At 24.5% G+C, this 16,615-nt stretch carries 15 protein-coding genes and 1 pseudogene; 6 read left to right on the forward strand and 10 right to left on the reverse strand.

Going from position 1 to position 16,615, the window contains the following annotated elements; genetic code table 4:
- Nucleotides 1–76: 76 nt before the first annotated feature.
- The 7 genes from AACK89_RS05780 to AACK89_RS05810 all read right to left on the reverse strand — a co-directional run bounded on the left by AACK89_RS05780 (nucleotide 77) and on the right by AACK89_RS05810 (nucleotide 6,722).
- Nucleotides 77–1,198: a site-2 protease family protein gene (locus AACK89_RS05780; protein ID WP_338977875.1), complete on the reverse strand. Its 1,122-nt coding sequence runs from the start codon at nucleotides 1,196–1,198 to the stop codon at nucleotides 77–79.
- Nucleotides 1,199–1,222: 24 nt separating this feature from the next.
- Nucleotides 1,223–2,236: a phosphatidate cytidylyltransferase gene (locus tag AACK89_RS05785; protein WP_338973363.1), complete on the reverse strand. Its 1,014-nt coding sequence runs from the start codon at nucleotides 2,234–2,236 to the stop codon at nucleotides 1,223–1,225.
- Between the two features lie 42 nt (nucleotides 2,237–2,278).
- The gene (locus tag AACK89_RS05790) at nucleotides 2,279–2,821 is read right to left on the reverse strand and encodes a ribosome-recycling factor (RefSeq protein ID WP_338960208.1); all 543 of its coding nucleotides are present in this window, start codon (nucleotides 2,819–2,821) and stop codon (nucleotides 2,279–2,281) included.
- Nucleotides 2,822–2,956: 135 nt separating this feature from the next.
- A complete protein-coding gene (locus AACK89_RS05795) occupies nucleotides 2,957–3,205 on the reverse strand; it encodes a hypothetical protein (protein ID WP_338976266.1) in 249 nt (82 codons plus the stop codon).
- Between the two features lie 230 nt (nucleotides 3,206–3,435).
- Complete coding sequence (locus AACK89_RS05800) at nucleotides 3,436–4,314, reverse strand: hypothetical protein (RefSeq protein WP_338977878.1); 879 nt, start codon at nucleotides 4,312–4,314, stop codon at nucleotides 3,436–3,438.
- Between the two features lie 181 nt (nucleotides 4,315–4,495).
- The gene (locus tag AACK89_RS05805; protein ID WP_338977880.1) at nucleotides 4,496–5,389 is read right to left on the reverse strand and encodes a hypothetical protein; all 894 of its coding nucleotides are present in this window, start codon (nucleotides 5,387–5,389) and stop codon (nucleotides 4,496–4,498) included.
- A 385-nt stretch (nucleotides 5,390–5,774) separates the two neighbouring features.
- Nucleotides 5,775–6,722, reverse strand: coding sequence for a nuclease-related domain-containing protein (locus AACK89_RS05810; RefSeq protein WP_338977883.1), 948 nt, complete (start codon nucleotides 6,720–6,722; stop codon nucleotides 5,775–5,777).
- Nucleotides 6,723–7,277: 555 nt separating this feature from the next.
- On the opposite strand from AACK89_RS05810, the gene nusA reads away from it, so the two are divergent.
- The 6 genes and pseudogenes from nusA (at nucleotide 7,278) to AACK89_RS05840 (ending at nucleotide 13,384) form a co-directional block, all read left to right on the forward strand.
- Nucleotides 7,278–8,453: a transcription termination factor NusA gene (gene nusA / locus AACK89_RS05815; protein ID WP_338977886.1), complete on the forward strand. Its 1,176-nt coding sequence runs from the start codon at nucleotides 7,278–7,280 to the stop codon at nucleotides 8,451–8,453.
- A gap of 18 nt (nucleotides 8,454–8,471) precedes the next feature.
- A complete protein-coding gene (gene rnpM / locus AACK89_RS05820) occupies nucleotides 8,472–8,762 on the forward strand; it encodes an RNase P modulator RnpM (protein WP_338977889.1) in 291 nt (96 codons plus the stop codon).
- Nucleotides 8,763–8,783: 21 nt separating this feature from the next.
- Nucleotides 8,784–10,619: a translation initiation factor IF-2 gene (infB, locus tag AACK89_RS05825; RefSeq protein WP_338977892.1), complete on the forward strand. Its 1,836-nt coding sequence runs from the start codon at nucleotides 8,784–8,786 to the stop codon at nucleotides 10,617–10,619.
- Between the two features lies 1 nt (nucleotide 10,620).
- Entirely contained in the window at nucleotides 10,621–10,980 is a 360-nt protein-coding gene (rbfA, locus tag AACK89_RS05830; RefSeq protein ID WP_281747920.1) for a 30S ribosome-binding factor RbfA, read from the forward strand.
- A gap of 96 nt (nucleotides 10,981–11,076) precedes the next feature.
- Nucleotides 11,077–12,087 (forward strand): agmatine deiminase family protein, encoded by a 1,011-nt coding sequence (locus AACK89_RS05835; RefSeq protein ID WP_338977895.1) that lies wholly within the window; start codon nucleotides 11,077–11,079, stop codon nucleotides 12,085–12,087.
- Between the two features lie 57 nt (nucleotides 12,088–12,144).
- Nucleotides 12,145–13,384: pseudogene (locus AACK89_RS05840) on the forward strand (IS256 family transposase).
- Between the two features lie 163 nt (nucleotides 13,385–13,547).
- On the opposite strand, the gene AACK89_RS05845 reads toward AACK89_RS05840, so the two are convergent.
- The 3 genes from AACK89_RS05845 to AACK89_RS05855 all read right to left on the reverse strand — a co-directional run bounded on the left by AACK89_RS05845 (nucleotide 13,548) and on the right by AACK89_RS05855 (nucleotide 16,478).
- Nucleotides 13,548–13,997, reverse strand: a complete 450-nt coding sequence (locus AACK89_RS05845) for a DxFTY motif-containing membrane protein (RefSeq protein ID WP_338977897.1) — start codon at nucleotides 13,995–13,997, stop codon at nucleotides 13,548–13,550.
- Between the two features lie 162 nt (nucleotides 13,998–14,159).
- The gene (locus AACK89_RS05850; RefSeq protein ID WP_338977898.1) at nucleotides 14,160–14,684 is read right to left on the reverse strand and encodes a hypothetical protein; all 525 of its coding nucleotides are present in this window, start codon (nucleotides 14,682–14,684) and stop codon (nucleotides 14,160–14,162) included.
- 225 nt (nucleotides 14,685–14,909) lie between these two features.
- Nucleotides 14,910–16,478, reverse strand: a complete 1,569-nt coding sequence (locus tag AACK89_RS05855; protein ID WP_338976120.1) for a hypothetical protein — start codon at nucleotides 16,476–16,478, stop codon at nucleotides 14,910–14,912.
- Nucleotides 16,479–16,615 lie beyond the last annotated feature (137 nt).

Genomic DNA, 16,615 nt, shown 5'->3' on the forward strand with positions numbered 1-16,615 from the left:
TTAAGAAAATTACTCAAAACTTTTTCATTCAAATTTATTATCCTATTTATAATAAGATTTTATTATAAAGTAAAGATTAAAAAAATATATCTTTAATAGTAATAGCAATAAAGATAACTAAAAATAATATAGCTCCAGCAATACTGACAATAATTTTATATTTTTCATTTAATTTTTTTCTTGTTACCGCTTCAACTGCATTTTCAACAAATTTATAACCATCCAATGGCGGAATTGGTAACATATTTAATAAAAATAAATTAGATGATAATAATGCTGCTCAACGAAAATATGTACTTGCTGCTTGTGTTGATGATAAATCAGGATTTAAAAAACTATTAGTTGATTTAACAATACCAACAGGTCCTGATAAATTTTGTCAATGAAAAGTAACTAATTGTCCTAATGCTTGTAAAAGACTGTAACTATCTTTAAAAGTATCAATGATACCATTACTAATAACTTGCCCTGCATTTAAATAATAACTACCTTGACTAACACCAATGAATAGTACACCTTTTTGTTCTACTGGTTTAAAAGTAACAGTTTTATCATTTTTATTATCAAAAGTAATTTCGTAATCAGCAATAACTGTACCATTAGTAGTCTTTTTATTATATTTACTTAATCATGCTTCTAAATCATAATATGATTTAATTGATTGTTTAGATTCAATATCACCAGTATTATAAATACTAGTAATAGCATCAGTATCTAAAATTTTAAAAGTTGGATTATGTTCATTATATTCTTTAACTGCTTCATATAATGGTCCTGTTGTTGCATAAGTTGGTGGCAAGTTAGGATCATATTTATGTGGATAAATTCCATATCCAATCATTAATAAAATAAAAGCTAATAATAAATTCATTAGTGCACCTGCACTAATGAAAGCTGCTTTTTTACCACGTTGCAAGTTTTCCATCATTCGTTTACCATCAATTACTTCATCTTCTCGTCCTTTAGGAGCATCAGCAATTTCTGAAGCAATAGAAACATAACCACCCAATGGTAATAGTCTTAAAGTATAACGTGTTTCTTTTTTACCTCACTGCAAAAGTTTTGGTCCCATACCAATAGCAAATTCATATACATATGCTCCTGATAATTTAGCAATTACAAAATGAGCAAATTCATGCAATGTAATTAAAAATAATATTGTAAATAAACCAATTAAAATGGCTAAAAATATATACATAACTTCATCCTTAAATTTTATATATTAAGCAATAGCTGCTAGAGTAATTAGAGAACCAAAAATAACTACTGTTGAAAATGAATCTAAACGATCTAATAATCCTCCATGTCCAGGTAAAATATTTGAAAAATCCTTAACATGATAATTACGTTTCAAATAAGAAAATAATAAATCACCCATTTGACTAACGATTGAAAGAATAAAACTAGTAGCAAAATAAGCAATATAGATTGGTGCTTTACTATTAACTTCTAAAAAAGGCAATGGATTATAATTACTTGTTTCTAAAAAAACAGTTACTGTTATCATACTTAAAATAACTGCTGTTATTAAACCAGTAATAGCACCTTCTCAAGTTTTATTTGGTGATATACTTGGTGCCATTTTTGTTTTACCATAAATTATACCACCAATAAAAGCACCAACATCATTAGACATAACAATAATGAATAAAAACAATAATGTTGGTCATCCTAGTTTTGAAAGTTTAATTTCTGATAACATTAAAAAATTAACAGCTTTAACAACAAATACTAAATAAATAATTCAAGTAAAAATAAAAATAACATCACTTAATTGAAAATTTTTACTTCGTCAAGCAATTAAAATAAAAATACAAATGAAAAATAATAAAGTTAATAAAGTCATTCAAGTTTCAAATCAATAATGATTATAAATATATGGACCAAAAGTTTCTTTACCAAGCGGAACTCATAAAAGTATGACTCCTGTTAAAATTATAGAAATTTTAAGTACAATTGATCAATTTGATTCTTTTTTTAAATTAATAATTTCTCATAAACAACCAATAAAAATTAAAGTATTAATTATCATAAATGTATAGGCTGATCACTGTGGTTTATTACCAAAAATTGGTTCTAAATAAACTGCCCCAATAAACATTCATAATACACCACAAGCAATTAACATAAAGCTTGTAAGAATACGATTTCGATAGGTTCTAAAAAAATTACTAAGTTTTGCAAAAAAAGAAATTTTAGATTTTATATTTTCTTTATTTATTATCTTTTTTTTCACAATATTTAACCCCTAACTTTTTATTGCTTTATTGCTTTATTGCTAAATTTTCATTAAATCGGCTTTTTTATTGTTTTCTATTAATACAAGTTCTTTAATTTTACTATCAGTTAAATCTTGAATTGTAGTTTCTGCATGCTTTTCTTGATCTTCTGGTAATTTTATTTTTTTCAGATTTTGAACAGCATCACGTCGACAATTACGGATTTTAACTTTATATTCTTCAGTTTTTTTACTCAAATCTTTAACTAAAGATTTACGAACGTCTTCTGTTAATTGTGGGAAAATTAAACGTATATTCTCTGCTTCGCTTTTAATTTGTAATTTCAAATCAGCTTTTGTAACAGCTTCTGTAATGTCTTTAATTAAACTGCGATCATATGGTTTAATTAATAATTGATGTGCTTCTGCTACTTTAACTTGCGCAATATTACTTAAACTATCAACACCACCATAACATTTAACATTAACTCCTTCTAAGATATTAGGATTAGCTCTTCCGGTGCGAATTTTGTTAATTTCATTTTTATAACGTAAAATTATTTCATTCATCAGATTTGTGGCTTCTAAAATAATAACTTCCATATTTGTTTTCCTCCTAGTTAATAATTTTAATTTGTTTTTAAATCAAACTATAAAAATTATATAATAATTTTTATTAAAACCAATGGAAAACTATTTAAAAAAATAAAAAACATCATTAATTAATGATGTTTTTTATTAATATCTTTGGATTTTATTTTCATCATTGTTTAAATCAACTAATATAAAAATACCACCAATAATACCTAATGCAGCACCAAAGATAATTCCTAATATTGCTAAAGCAATTTTTTGATCAGTAGTCGCTTCACCTTTACTTACTTTTTTGTATAAAATAAAAGCGGGTATTGTTCATAATAAAGGAATTATAAATATTGATTCTAAAATAAAAACAATAAATATTAATATACTTCCTGCTTTTAACATATTTTTTCTCCTTCTTTAATTTTTATAATTAATAATATCACTTAATAAAATTGAAAGATACAATTGTGTCCTCATTTAAAGTTTATTTTTTTAACTTATCAATGTTATAAATTTAATTTCTTCTGATTTCAAATGTCTAATTATTAATAATTTTCATTTGTATTAATAGTAACAAAAAAATATGATAATTAACAATAACTGTCATTATATCTTTTAAAATATTTAATGATTTAAACAGTTGGTGGTATACCACAATCTATTCTAGGTAAAAGATGCACATCACCAAAATATATTGCTAAATAAACTTTTAAATTTCTAAAATTTCCTGTTACTAATGGACCATCATCAACTCTAGCATGGAACTGAGTACTAACATTTGTATTCAATATTTGAACTAGAGAATCAAATTGTTTTTGTTTACTTTCTGAATTTATTACTAATTTAAAATCAGCAACAGACTCACCTTGTTTAAATCCTTGCGCAGCAGTTAATTTTAAACTATTTTTATCACTAATAAGTTTAGTAATAACTATCTTTGAAATATTTAATCCATCATTTTTAGCAGTATTGATAGTATAAGATTTTACTACACTATCATCATCTTTGCTTATAATATCAATTTGACAAGTACCAGCAAGAACTTTAAAATCAGTTCCTGTATTATTTTCTTCAGTTTTACCCGCTTCAGTACTTGTAATTTTTGCAGATAAGGTAGTAATTTTTTTAACATCATCAGATAAATATTCTTCATTTTCACTACCACTTGTAATCCCTAATTCTTTCAAAAATGCTGCAGCATCAGCATCTTTTGCTTGATTTGGATTTCTAATTTCGTTTGCGTTTAATAAACTGTTTTTAAAATTAGTCATCATAATTTTTCTGTCATCAGCCTCAATTGAATACTTCTCTTTACCAGTAGTTTTATCCCTCTTTAATTCTTGATTAATTAAACTTGTATTTTCATCACTATATCATCCTAATAATTTTGCATATTTACCATTTAATATTGGTCCTTTTGTTTCAAAATCACAGGCAACAATTGAACTTGCTACAGTTGTAATTAAAGTAGTAGCAGCCATTAATCGTAATAATGTTTTTATATTTCTCATATAATATTTTCTCCCCTTTTAGATAATTTTCTAAAAAATATAAATTATTTTCTGCTATTTATTATATATTCTTCTTGATTTGAAACTATTTTTATAATTTTAATTATTAATAATATTTTTTAAATGATAAAAAAAGAATATAAATTAAAAAAGATTGCAATTGCAATCTTTTAAAATATATTTAAGCTTGTGGAGTTCCAAAATCTAGAGTATTTGTAACTTTTACTTCTCCAAATTTTACGGTTAAGTATACTTTTTGAGCTGTATACTTAGGTATCACTGTTTGACCTTGATCATCAGAAGTTCAAACTAATGATACTTTATCTTTGCTAAATAAGTTAACTAAAGAATTATATAGATTTTTTTCTTTAGAATTCTCAGTTTTTCAAGGTAAAGACTTAAGTACATCTTTGCCTTGTTCAAATCCATTAGCTTTAGTTAAATCCAATTTTGCTGATTGTACAAGCGTATCTACTTGAGCAGGAACACCTAATGTATCTTTCTTAAGAGTACTAATAGTATATTTTTTTACAGATTTGGCATCATCTCCAGTTGCCTTATCCATAATATTAATTTGACAAGTACCAGCTGCAACTTTAAAATCAGTTGTACCAACAGCTTCAATTTTACCTGCTTCAGTACTTTCAACTTTTGCAGATAAAGCAGTAATAGATGTAACTTCTTCAGCTTTATAAAAAGCAGTAGTGCTACCAGATGTAAATCCTAAATCTTTTAAAAACGCTGCAGCATCAGCATCTTTTGCTTTAAATTTGTCAACATCAGCACCGTCACCTGCTTTTAATAATTTTTTGTTAAATTTAGTTGCTGTAATTTTTGTACTATCAGCAGCAGGAACAGAAATTGAATAACTTTCTTTACCAGCAGTATAATCCTTTTTTAGTTCTTGATTAATTGTACTTGTATTTTCATCACTATATCATCCTAGTAATGCTGCATATTTGCCATCTAATGTTGGCGCTTTTGTTTGAGTTCCACATGCAACAACTGAACTTGCTGCAACTGTTGTTAAAGCAGCAGCACCCATTAGTCGTAGTAATGTTTTCATGTTTCTCATATTGTTTTTCCCCCTTAGATAATTTTTCTGAAAAATATAAACTATTTTCTGTTCATAATTATACATTCTTTTTTATTTGGTGTTCTTTTTATAATATTTTTCATTATTAAGTGTTATTTTGATTTTTTTAAAAAAATAATTTCAAAAATGTTAGGATTAAATTGTTCATTAACTGAACATTCTTATTATTTTTTATATATACTCTACAGTACTTCCAAGATTATTGAGTAATATAATGTAAAAAGACCTGAAAATTTTTCAGGTTTTTTTATATTTAAAAATTAAGAACAGAAAATAAAAATACATTTTTTTAATTAAAATTTCAAGGACAGAAGATTATTAGAAAAATTAATTTATTAAATTTTGTTCGCTTATAACTGTGTTTTTAATAGTCTAATTGTTCTTTATGAATTTGAATGTTTTCTGGATTATTATTATTTAAAATAATTTGATTCATTATATTTCTTTGAATATTAGAAGAAGAAGTACATTTTCCTGAATTTTCTTCAATTTTATTTTTAATATATTCAGATAATTCAAATAAATTTAATGCTTTCTCATTTATTTTTAAGTTACTATTTTCAGTAATTTGTAAATTATTTTGAACAAATACTACAAGACTAAAAAATTTAAATTGTTTTAAATTAATGTTTTCTTTTTTTAAAAGATACAGAATAGTTCTAACATGACTTCTATTTTGATAAAGAGGTGATGGAATAAATTCTTGTCTTTCACCATGATATTGGATTCAATTTTTTTTAAAATAATCTCCATAAGTTTTTAAAGATCAATTTTTAGTCTCAATTATAAAAATACAACTATTTAAAATTAATAAATGATCAATTTGATTAATTTTTCCTTCAATAGATGGTAAATATAAATTGTTAAATAATTGTAAATCTTCTTCATTAAACATACTTATTATTTTTTCTTTAACAATTAATTCACCTTTAATACCTAACGTATTATTTAAATTATCATTATATTGATAAGGATGTTCAAAATTTTTTAAATTTGGATAAATTTTTTCATAATTTTTAATTCGATTTTCTAATTCTATTATTTGATAAGAATATTCTATTTCTTTACTTTTTTCTAAATTAAAATAATTTTTTTTATATTTTAAATATTTATTTGCCAATATAATAGTAGTTAAAATTGAAACAATAATTATAGAAAATATAATAATTATAGTTATTCAAACATTATTAACAATTCATTTTTCTAAACCTTTAAATAATGACTTAATCAAAAATATAATAGTGATAATAATTATTAATGAAATAAAAACTACAATACTAATATTTTCATTCTTTTTCTTATTTTTACTCATAATATTTACTCCAAATTTTTATTATTTAATAAAATTTAATAAATAAATCTTAACATTTTTACTAATGTTTGAAAATATTTTAAAAAAATGTCTAATCTTTGATAAGCAGAATATATAGGAAATTAATATCAATATAAGAACAAATTAGTATTGAAAATCGATTTAGTTCCCCTTGATTTTAAAAAAATAGAAACTTTAAAATGAATGTTATATCTTTCAATGATAATAGAACAAAAACAATTACGACTATATAAATAATTATATTTAATCAATTTAAAACTTGAAAATTACCATTAATATAATGAAAGATATTTCTACAATATAATCTACGATAATAAAACTCTATCCTTTAATAAATTTCTATTGTTTTCAAATTAATAATATTGTATAATGAACAATGAATTAGAATTATAGCAAGACAGCTACCAGCTGTCTTTATTATTTCTAGTGTAATATATTTTTTTATTTAAGTATATTTTCATTTTGAAATAAATCTATTTCAAATACTATTAAATAATAAACAACAATGTTTATAAAAAACAAGGAGGAGAAAAAGTGGACAAAGAAATTAGTCAAATCATTTTAAATGCCATAAATGAAATTGCTGAAGAAAAACAAATAGCAAAAGAAGATATCATTGAAGCTTTAAAAGAAGGACTAAAAAAAGCATATGAATATCAAAGTCATCGTGATGATAGTACAAATATCAGAATTGAAATTGATCAAAATAAAGGTACTATTAAAATTTTAAAGGATTTAATTGTTGTTCCAAAAGTTGAAGATCCTGAATTAGAAATTGCACTTTCAACTATTAAAACAAAGAATCCCGGCTTAACAATTGGTGATACATATACGCAAATAATTCCTAGTGATCAATTCTCTCGTTTATCAATTTTTAAAGCCATTCAAGTAGTTAAACAATCAATTCGTGAAGCAGAAAAAACATCAATTTATGATGAATTTATTGATAAAAAAGATCACATATTAATTGGTACTATTGAAAGCGTTGAAGAAACTTATATGTTAATTAAAATTGGTAGAGCCTATGCTTTCTTACCAAAACAAAATCAAATCCCTAGTGAGATCTTACCAAAAAATAAACCAATCGCTAATAATACTTATATCAAATTTTATGTTGAAGATATTATTAAAAATAAAAACTATGGTCAAATTTTAGCATCAAGAACTCACGTTAATTTTTTACGTTGTTTACTAGAATTAGAAGTTCCTGAAATCGCACAAGGTGTAATCGAAGTTAAAGATATTGCTCGTATTCCTGGAATTAGAGCTAAGGTTGCAATTGTTAGTCATGATCCAAGCATTGATGGGATTGGTGCATGTATTGGCCCAAAAGGCGAAAGAACAAAACTAATTACGCAAGAATTAAGTGGCGAAAAAATTGACATTATTGCCTGAAATCCTAATATAAAAGAATATATAATTAACGCTTTAACACCAGCTAAAGTTATTTCAATTGATATTAATGAAGAAGAAAAACAAGCAAATATTATTGTTCCTACTGAACAATTATCATTAGCTATTGGTAAAAATGGTATGGCTGCTAAATTAGTTGCCGGTGTAACTCACTGAAATATTAATATTACTTCATTAGAACAAGCAAAAGAAAATAATATTAAATTTACTTGAAATGGTAATATTAAAGAAAGTGAATATGAAAAGTTTATATCTGAATTATTAAAAAAAACACAATGAAAAAATAAAAATCAATAAACAATAAAGTAGGTCGTTATGAATAAAATACCTTTAATTCAACGTAAAAAAATACCAATGCGTAAATGTATAGTTACAAATACTATTTTACCTAAACGTGAATTAATTAGAATTGTTATTAATAAAGAAGGACAATTATTCATTGATAAAACTGGCAAACAAAATGGTCGAGGTGCCTACATCCAACCTAAACTTGAATTAATACCTTTGCTTATTAAAAAGCAGGCATTAGAACGAGCATTAAAAACAAAAATTCCAAATGAATTTTATGAACAATTAATTAATGAAATTAAAAAAAATTGAGATTAATTTTCCCAAGCGAAAGGCGGGATGCAAATGGCAAAAAAACGAATATCTCAACAAACACAAAATATTAATCAACAACTAAAACAAAAAACATCTCAAATTAATGAAAAAGGAGTATTTTTATATAACGAACCATTAACTATTTCAGAATTTGCTAAAGCATTGCATCATCCAGTAACTGACATTATTAAATACTTCATGAAACAAGGCAAACTATTTAATCAAAATCAAATATTAACTCAAGAATTAATGCTTGAACTTTGTTTGGAATGAAATATTGATTTTGAAAAAGCTAAAGTGGTAACATATGAAAACTTATTAGAAAATATTAATCTCGAAGATGATAAAAAAAATTTAGTAACTCGACCACCTGTTGTTACAATTATGGGCCACGTTGATCATGGAAAAACAACACTATTAGATACTATCCGTAATTCTAAAGTTACTAATCAAGAACACGGTGGTATTACTCAACATATTGGTGCTTATCAAATTAAAACTAATAATAAATTAATTACTTTTATTGATACCCCAGGTCACGAAGCATTTACTGAAATGCGTTCACGTGGTTCTAAAATTACTGATATTGTTGTTTTAGTAGTTGCTGGTGATGATGGTGTGATGCCACAAACTCGTGAAGCAATTGACCATGCAAAAGTAGCTGGTGTTTCAATTATTGTTTTTGTTAATAAAATGGATAAACCAAATGTTAATACTGATCGCATTATGAATGAACTAGCTAATTGTGATTTAACTAGTGAAGAATGAGGTGGCGATACTATTTTTGTTTATGGTAGTGCTTTAAAAAATCAAGGAATTGATGAATTATTAGAAGCAATATTAGTAATTGCTGAATTAAAAGAACTAAATGCTAATCCAAATCGATTTGCTAATGGAACTGTTATCGAATCTCATCATGATAAAAATGTTGGTTCAATTTGTACTTTATTAATACAAGGTGGAACACTAAAAGTTACTGATATTGTAGTTGCGGGTAGTGTTAAAGGAAAAATTAAACGCCTTATTAATGATACTGGTAAAATAATTACTAAAGCCGGACCTTCAATGCCTGTTCAAGTTTTAGGATTTGAAACAGCCCCTACTCCTGGTGAATCTTTTATTGTTTTTAATGATGATAAATTAGCAAGAAAAGTAGCACTAGTACGCCAAACAGAAGAAACAAATAAAATTAGAAATAATCGACAAATTAGTTTAGGTAATTTAACACAAGATGTTGCTACAGGTGAATTAAAACAAATTAATGTTATTTTACGAGCAGATACTCAAGGTTCAGTGCAAGCAATCGTTCAAGCAGTAAATAAAATTAATGTTAATGATATTACTGTTAAGTTTATTAGAGCAACTATTGGTGGTATTAGTGAATCAGATATTAAACTTGCTCAAACTTCACGAAGTATTATTTATGGTTTCAATGTTCGCCCCAATCATGTTATTCGTGAAGCTGCTAACAATGCCGGTGTTGAAATTAGATTACATAATATCATTTATAAAATAACTGAAGAATTAGAATTGGCTGCTAAAGGTTTATTAGAACCAACTTATGAAGATAAAATTCTTGGTCAAGCACGAGTTATTAAAACTTTTCATTTTTCAAAAGTAGGAACAATTGCTGGTTGTGTTGTCATTAATGGTTTCATTCAACGTAATAGCAAAGTTCATATCATTCGTGATGATGTTGTTATTTATAACGGTGAAATCAGTGGTTTAAAACATGAAAAAAATGATTTAAAAATTGCTAAAAAAGAAACTCAATGCGGTATTACTATTAAAAATTTTAATGACTTAAAAGAAAATGATATTATTGAATCATATTTAGTAGAAGAAGTGGAGACAAAATAGGATGTCTATCATTAAATTTGAACAACAAGAAAGTTTCTTAAAAAAAGAAATTACTAATATATTAAAAAAAGAATCAAAAAATATTCTTTTCAAAGATATCACTATTACTAATGTAAAAATAACAAAAGATAACAGTTATGCTACCATTTATTGAACAGTTTACTTAGATAATTTAGATATTAAAACCATTAGTACTGCTTTAGAAAAAGCGAAAGGTTTTTGTCGAAGCGCACTTGCTAAAACAAGTAATAAATATAAAGTTCCAGAATTACGCTTTAAATATGATAATACCAACACTAGAGTTAAAAACATTGAAGAAATATTAAAAAATATCAAAAATAATAATTCTTCAAATGAATAAAAAAAATAAAATTATTAGTATAATAAAAAAAGGAATCATCAATAAAATAAGGGAATTATTCAGTAGCTACTAAGTAAGAAAGGAAAGCTACTATTAATGGCACAAAAAATTTATTCAACACCAAATAGTGATGATTTTTATGTTATTCCTGAATTTTTAGAACATCAACAATGTTGAATGGTATGACCAGAAAGAACCGATAATTGAAGATTAGGCGCTAAACCAGCACAAGAAAAAATAAGTAAACTTGCTAATATTATTAGTGAACATGAACATGTAAATATGATTGTTAGTAAAAATCAATTTAATAATGCTAGAAATTTATTAAATAAAAATATTACAATTATCGAAATGTCTACTAATGATTGCTTTATTCGTGATTATGGTCCAATCTTTCTTCAAAATAAAGAAACAAAGAATATTAGAGGCTTAAAATTTAATTTTAATGCTTGAGGTGGAGAAATAGCAGGTATTTATTCACCTTGAAATGATGATGATATGGTAGCATACAAAATATTTGAACTACAAAAAATTGATTACTATTTTCTACCAATCATTTTAGAATCTAGCATGATTATGTTAGATGGTGAAGGTACTTGTTTTGCTAGTTATGAAGGTATTTTATGCCAAGAACGTAATCCTAATTTATCACAAGAGCAAATAGAAATGTATTTAAAAGACTATCTAAATGTTGTAAATATTATTTGAATACCTTATGGATTACCATATGATGAAACCAAAGGAAGATTAGATAATATCATGTGTATACTTGATAGTAATACTATTTTATTAAGTTGAACAGAAAATACTATTGATGATCGTTATCTTGCTGTTAAAAATTGTTGAGATGTATTATCAAAATCAATAAATGCTCATGGCAAAAAATATAAAATTATAAAAATTCCTTTACCAAAAAATGACGTTCGTAATAGTGATGATATTAAAATGATTGATTTTAACATTTATCATAATCGTATCCTAGCAAATCAAAAACTTGTCACTAGTTATCTTAACTTATATATAAGTAACAAAGTTGTTATTATTCCTACTTTCAATGATGAAGAAAGTGAGGAAATGTTTAGTAATCTGTGTAACTTACAAAAATAACTATGTTTAATTAATTCTAGTAAATATAATTAAATGACTAGAAAGAGTGAGTTACAGATGGCTAAAAAAGATAACTTTAATAATAATGATCCAATATCAAAAGCAGTAGATTTATTACTAGAAAATACTGAAGATTTAACAACAGTTTTTAAACCTGGCGGTTTATATAAAGAATTAACAAAAAGATTAGTTGAAAAAATGTTGAATTCTGAAATGCAAAATTATTTAGGATATGAAAAAAATCAACATAGTACTACTGAAAATGCTCGTAATGGTACAAGTTCAAAAAAATTAATAACTCAACAAGGTAAAATTGAAATTGATGTACCAAGAGATCGCAATAGTAATTTTACTCCTGTAATAGTTCCTAAAAGGCAAAGAAGATTTGATGGTTTTGATCAACAAGTTCTTTCCTTGTATGCAAAAGGAATGACATTATCTGACATTAGAATGCAGTTGCAAGAGTTATATCATGGTGCTGATATTAGTGAAAGTGTTATTAGTCAAATTACTGATGATGTTATTGATGATGTTAAAGCATGACAAAATCGACCATTAGAAAGTATTTATCCTATTGTTTATTTTGATTGTATAGTAGTTAAAGTACGACAAGATAAACGGATTATTAACAAATCAGTTTATATAGCATTAGGAGTTGATTTAGAAGGCAAAAAAGATGTTTTAGGATTATGAATTAGTGAAAATGAAGGTTCTAAGTTTTGATTATCTAATTTCACAGAAATGAAAAATCGTGGCTTAAATGATATTCTTATTGCTTGTAGTGATAATTTAACAGGCATGTCAGAAGCAATACAATCAGTTTATCCTAAAACAGAACATCAATTATGCATTGTTCATCAAATTAGAAATAGTTTAAAATATGTTTCATACAAACATCGAAAAGGTCTAGTTGCAGATTTAAAACCAATTTATAGTGCATGTAGTGAAGAACAAGCAATGCAAGCTTTAGAATCGTTTGAAAGTAAATGAAATAAACAATATCCTCAAATTACTAAATCTTGATATAAAAATTGAGATAATTTAATGGTTTTTATTAGTTATCCAGTAGAAATCAAAAGAGTGATTTATACTACAAATGCTATTGAATCTGTTAATAGTCAATTACGAAAAATCATCAGAAATAAAAAAAGTTTTTCCTAATGATATGGCAGTTTTCAAAATATTTTACTTGGCAATTGAAAATATAACAAAAAAATGAACATTGCCTATTCAAAATTGAAATACAGCAATTGCTCATTTTATGATAAAATTTGAAGACAGAATTAATCTAAATTAGTAACTTTGTAAAACAAAGATACACAGATTATTAAAAAGCCTCGTATGAGAATTAGATATTGAATAATTTTTATACAGTAAATAAAAAACATATATTTAAAAAGGTGCGTAACATATATTACGCGCCTTTTTTTCGTTTTATTTTTTTAGATTTATATCACTTATTATAACTTAATATATGATTTTTTTTGTTTTTTTCTTAATACTAATAATAAAATAATACTCGTTAAAAAAATACCAATAACAGCACCAGTGATTGAAATAATAAAACGTATTAAAATTTGTTGAGGAGTTAAAAAGTATCCTGACAAATAAAATAATGATAAAACAAAAGCAAATGGAATACTATATGTAAATTGATCTAATTGATGTAATTTTAACTTATATGTAATAAAGGTTATAATAAAAGTAAATATAATTAAACTTAAACTAGAAAGTACCATTATTCAAAAAGGCAATTTAAAAGTAAAATCAGTACTAGTAGTAAAAAAAAGAATAATTCCTGGAATTAATACTTGTATTATTAAATAACCAACACTTAGAAAAAACTTAGTTCTTGGAAATGTATTTTCACTATTATTTTCAAAATTAACTTCTTGGTTTTTATTTTCCATACTTATCCTCTTCTATAATATAATTCTTTACAATTTTAACATGCTTTTATCAATAATTAAATAAGATTTATATTTATTAAATAACACTTATTTTAATACAAAAATTTAAAATAAAAATAAAAATAGTTTTCCACAATTTAATGAAATTAAAAATTACCTATCCTATAAATTAATTGATTTTTTTGATTTAGTTTTTGTTTTATTTTGTAAATCTGTATTAGAATTTATTGCGTGTTTTTGTGCTTCTTCTAAATCTTGTTTTTGTACTTTTTTCTTTTCATCAAATTTTTTTGCTGCTACTTTTCCTTTTATAATAGCTACATGACTACCTTTAACAACTGCATAAGTAACACCACCAGCAACAGCAGCTCCTGCAACAATAATGCCGGCAGGTGGAGATACAAAAAAAGTTGTAACCAAAACACCACCAGCACCAATAATAGTACCTCTAACAGCACCTTCAGGAATACCTTCATAACCCCCCTTAACAAGTCCTTTAGTAGATGCAGAAATAATTTTTAATGTTTTTGCTGCTGTTGAATGTTTTGTTTTAAATTTTTTTCAGTATTTGTATTTTTTCTTAGTCATTTCTGGATGATAATTACTATCAACTAATATAAAATTAGTTTCATCTTTTTGTCTTTCATCTAAATCTGCAATTGCCTTTTCTACTTCTAATCAAGTCATTATTAACTTCTCCTTTTTTAAAAAAATAAAAAAACTCATTTACTTTTGAATAAGTAATGAATTTAAAACTTATATTAAGTTTTAAAAAAATAATATCATATTTTCTATATTTAGTATCGAAAATTTAATTATTTTTATCAATATTACATAAATTTTTATACTATCTATATGATTAAAATTTAATAAACTATATCTATAATGACTAGGCTTACTTCAATTAACCACTTACTTTTTAATTTTTATTCTTCTTAATATTGCTATAACTACTGGAATAGCAATAATAACTAATAAAAAAGTACTACCAATAATTATAATATTTCAATTATTAATTAAAGTTGTTGTCTTTGGTTTTATTTCTGCTAAAGCAAAAGGGTTATTTTTATTTTTTTCATCATGTTTAACATTAGCATATAAATGAGTAATTAAATCGTGCTCATAAAATAATAATCAATAATGTAATTGACCTGGATTTAGTACATCAATTGCACAATCTATATTAGTAGTTTCTTGTAAATACTGATTAAATTCAATACCAGATTGACTATTAGCAAAATTAGTAAAACCAGAAAACTTAGTTGATAAAGGATTAATATTATAAATATTTAAATATTGTCTTGAAGAATTATCAACTTTATCATTTACTATTCTTTGTAATAAATAAATAGTATGATCTTCAGATTGATATGTTTTTAATGGTTGATTTGAAATAGGTGTTACCTTTTCTTCTTGCGGAACAAGATTATCATCAACACGCTGATATGTTCATTTATCTTCACTAACATTAGCAGTAATAACAGCTTCTGATTTAATTTGACTAAAAGCAATCATTTGTAAATTACTATTTTTTTCATCATTAATAAAATATTGATGAATTAATGATGATTTATCTTCTTTTTCATTAATAACTTGAATGTCTGGCATAGAACTATTAATAGTAAGTGTTTCTTGTCTTAAAACAGTACTACCATCACTATCATTTCATTTAACATTATATATAGTGGGCTTATTTTTACTATAATCTTGGTTTAAAATAGCATAGTCAAAAGTTTTATTACTATTAGTTTTAACAATTTTTTTTATTTCTCTGTTTTCATTATTAATAGAAATTTCTAATCCTAATTTTTTAAAAGGAGGATGCACATAAAAAACAAACATTTCATTACTAAAACTATCCTTAGTATTTGCAAATGGTCCAATTGGAAATATTTTAGCACGCGTTTCAAAATTAGATTTTTGAAAATTAGTAGTTGGTTGTAAATTATATGGAACTTCCATTAAAGTATTAATGTCACTTGCTTCATATATTGTTGCAAAAAGTCCTGCATCAATACTTTCTTTAATTGTTTGATGATATTGTAAAATTAAATTATTACTTTTTTCATTAAAAGTATGACCAAAAACACCTGCAGTAAGAAAACCTTCTGCATTTTTAAAATAACTACTATTATCATTAATAATATTTTTTAATTGACTATAACCTTGATCATTAATAATATCATTGGTTTCAATATTACTATGTGTTCAATCATTATTAATAATTTGATCATAACTATCAAAATTAACATTTAATGGTGTATTTTTAACATTATTATATAAATATTGTGAATCATTATTTCAAGATTTAATACTATTAACTAAGTTACGATTTGATGACTTAACAGTAATATGAAAGCCGCTAACTTTACTATTACTAGTTTGATGATTTTTATTATTAAAACTAATACTTAATACTGAGGTTACTAATAAACTGCTAGCACTAAGTAATAAAATTAATTTTTGTTTAAATTGTTTCATAATATTTCCTTATAAATTTAATATTTAAAAGTTATTAAATTACTATTATTTATTTTTATCTAGCAATTATGTAATTAGTATATCAATTCTTTTAAAAATATGATATATATTATTTACACGAGAAATATATATTTAAG

The sequence above is a fragment of the Spiroplasma endosymbiont of Panzeria rudis genome, assembly GCF_964019705.1.
In the GTDB taxonomy this organism is placed as follows: Bacteria; Bacillota_I; Bacilli_A; order Mycoplasmatales; family VBWQ01; genus Spiroplasma_E; species Spiroplasma_E ixodetis_A.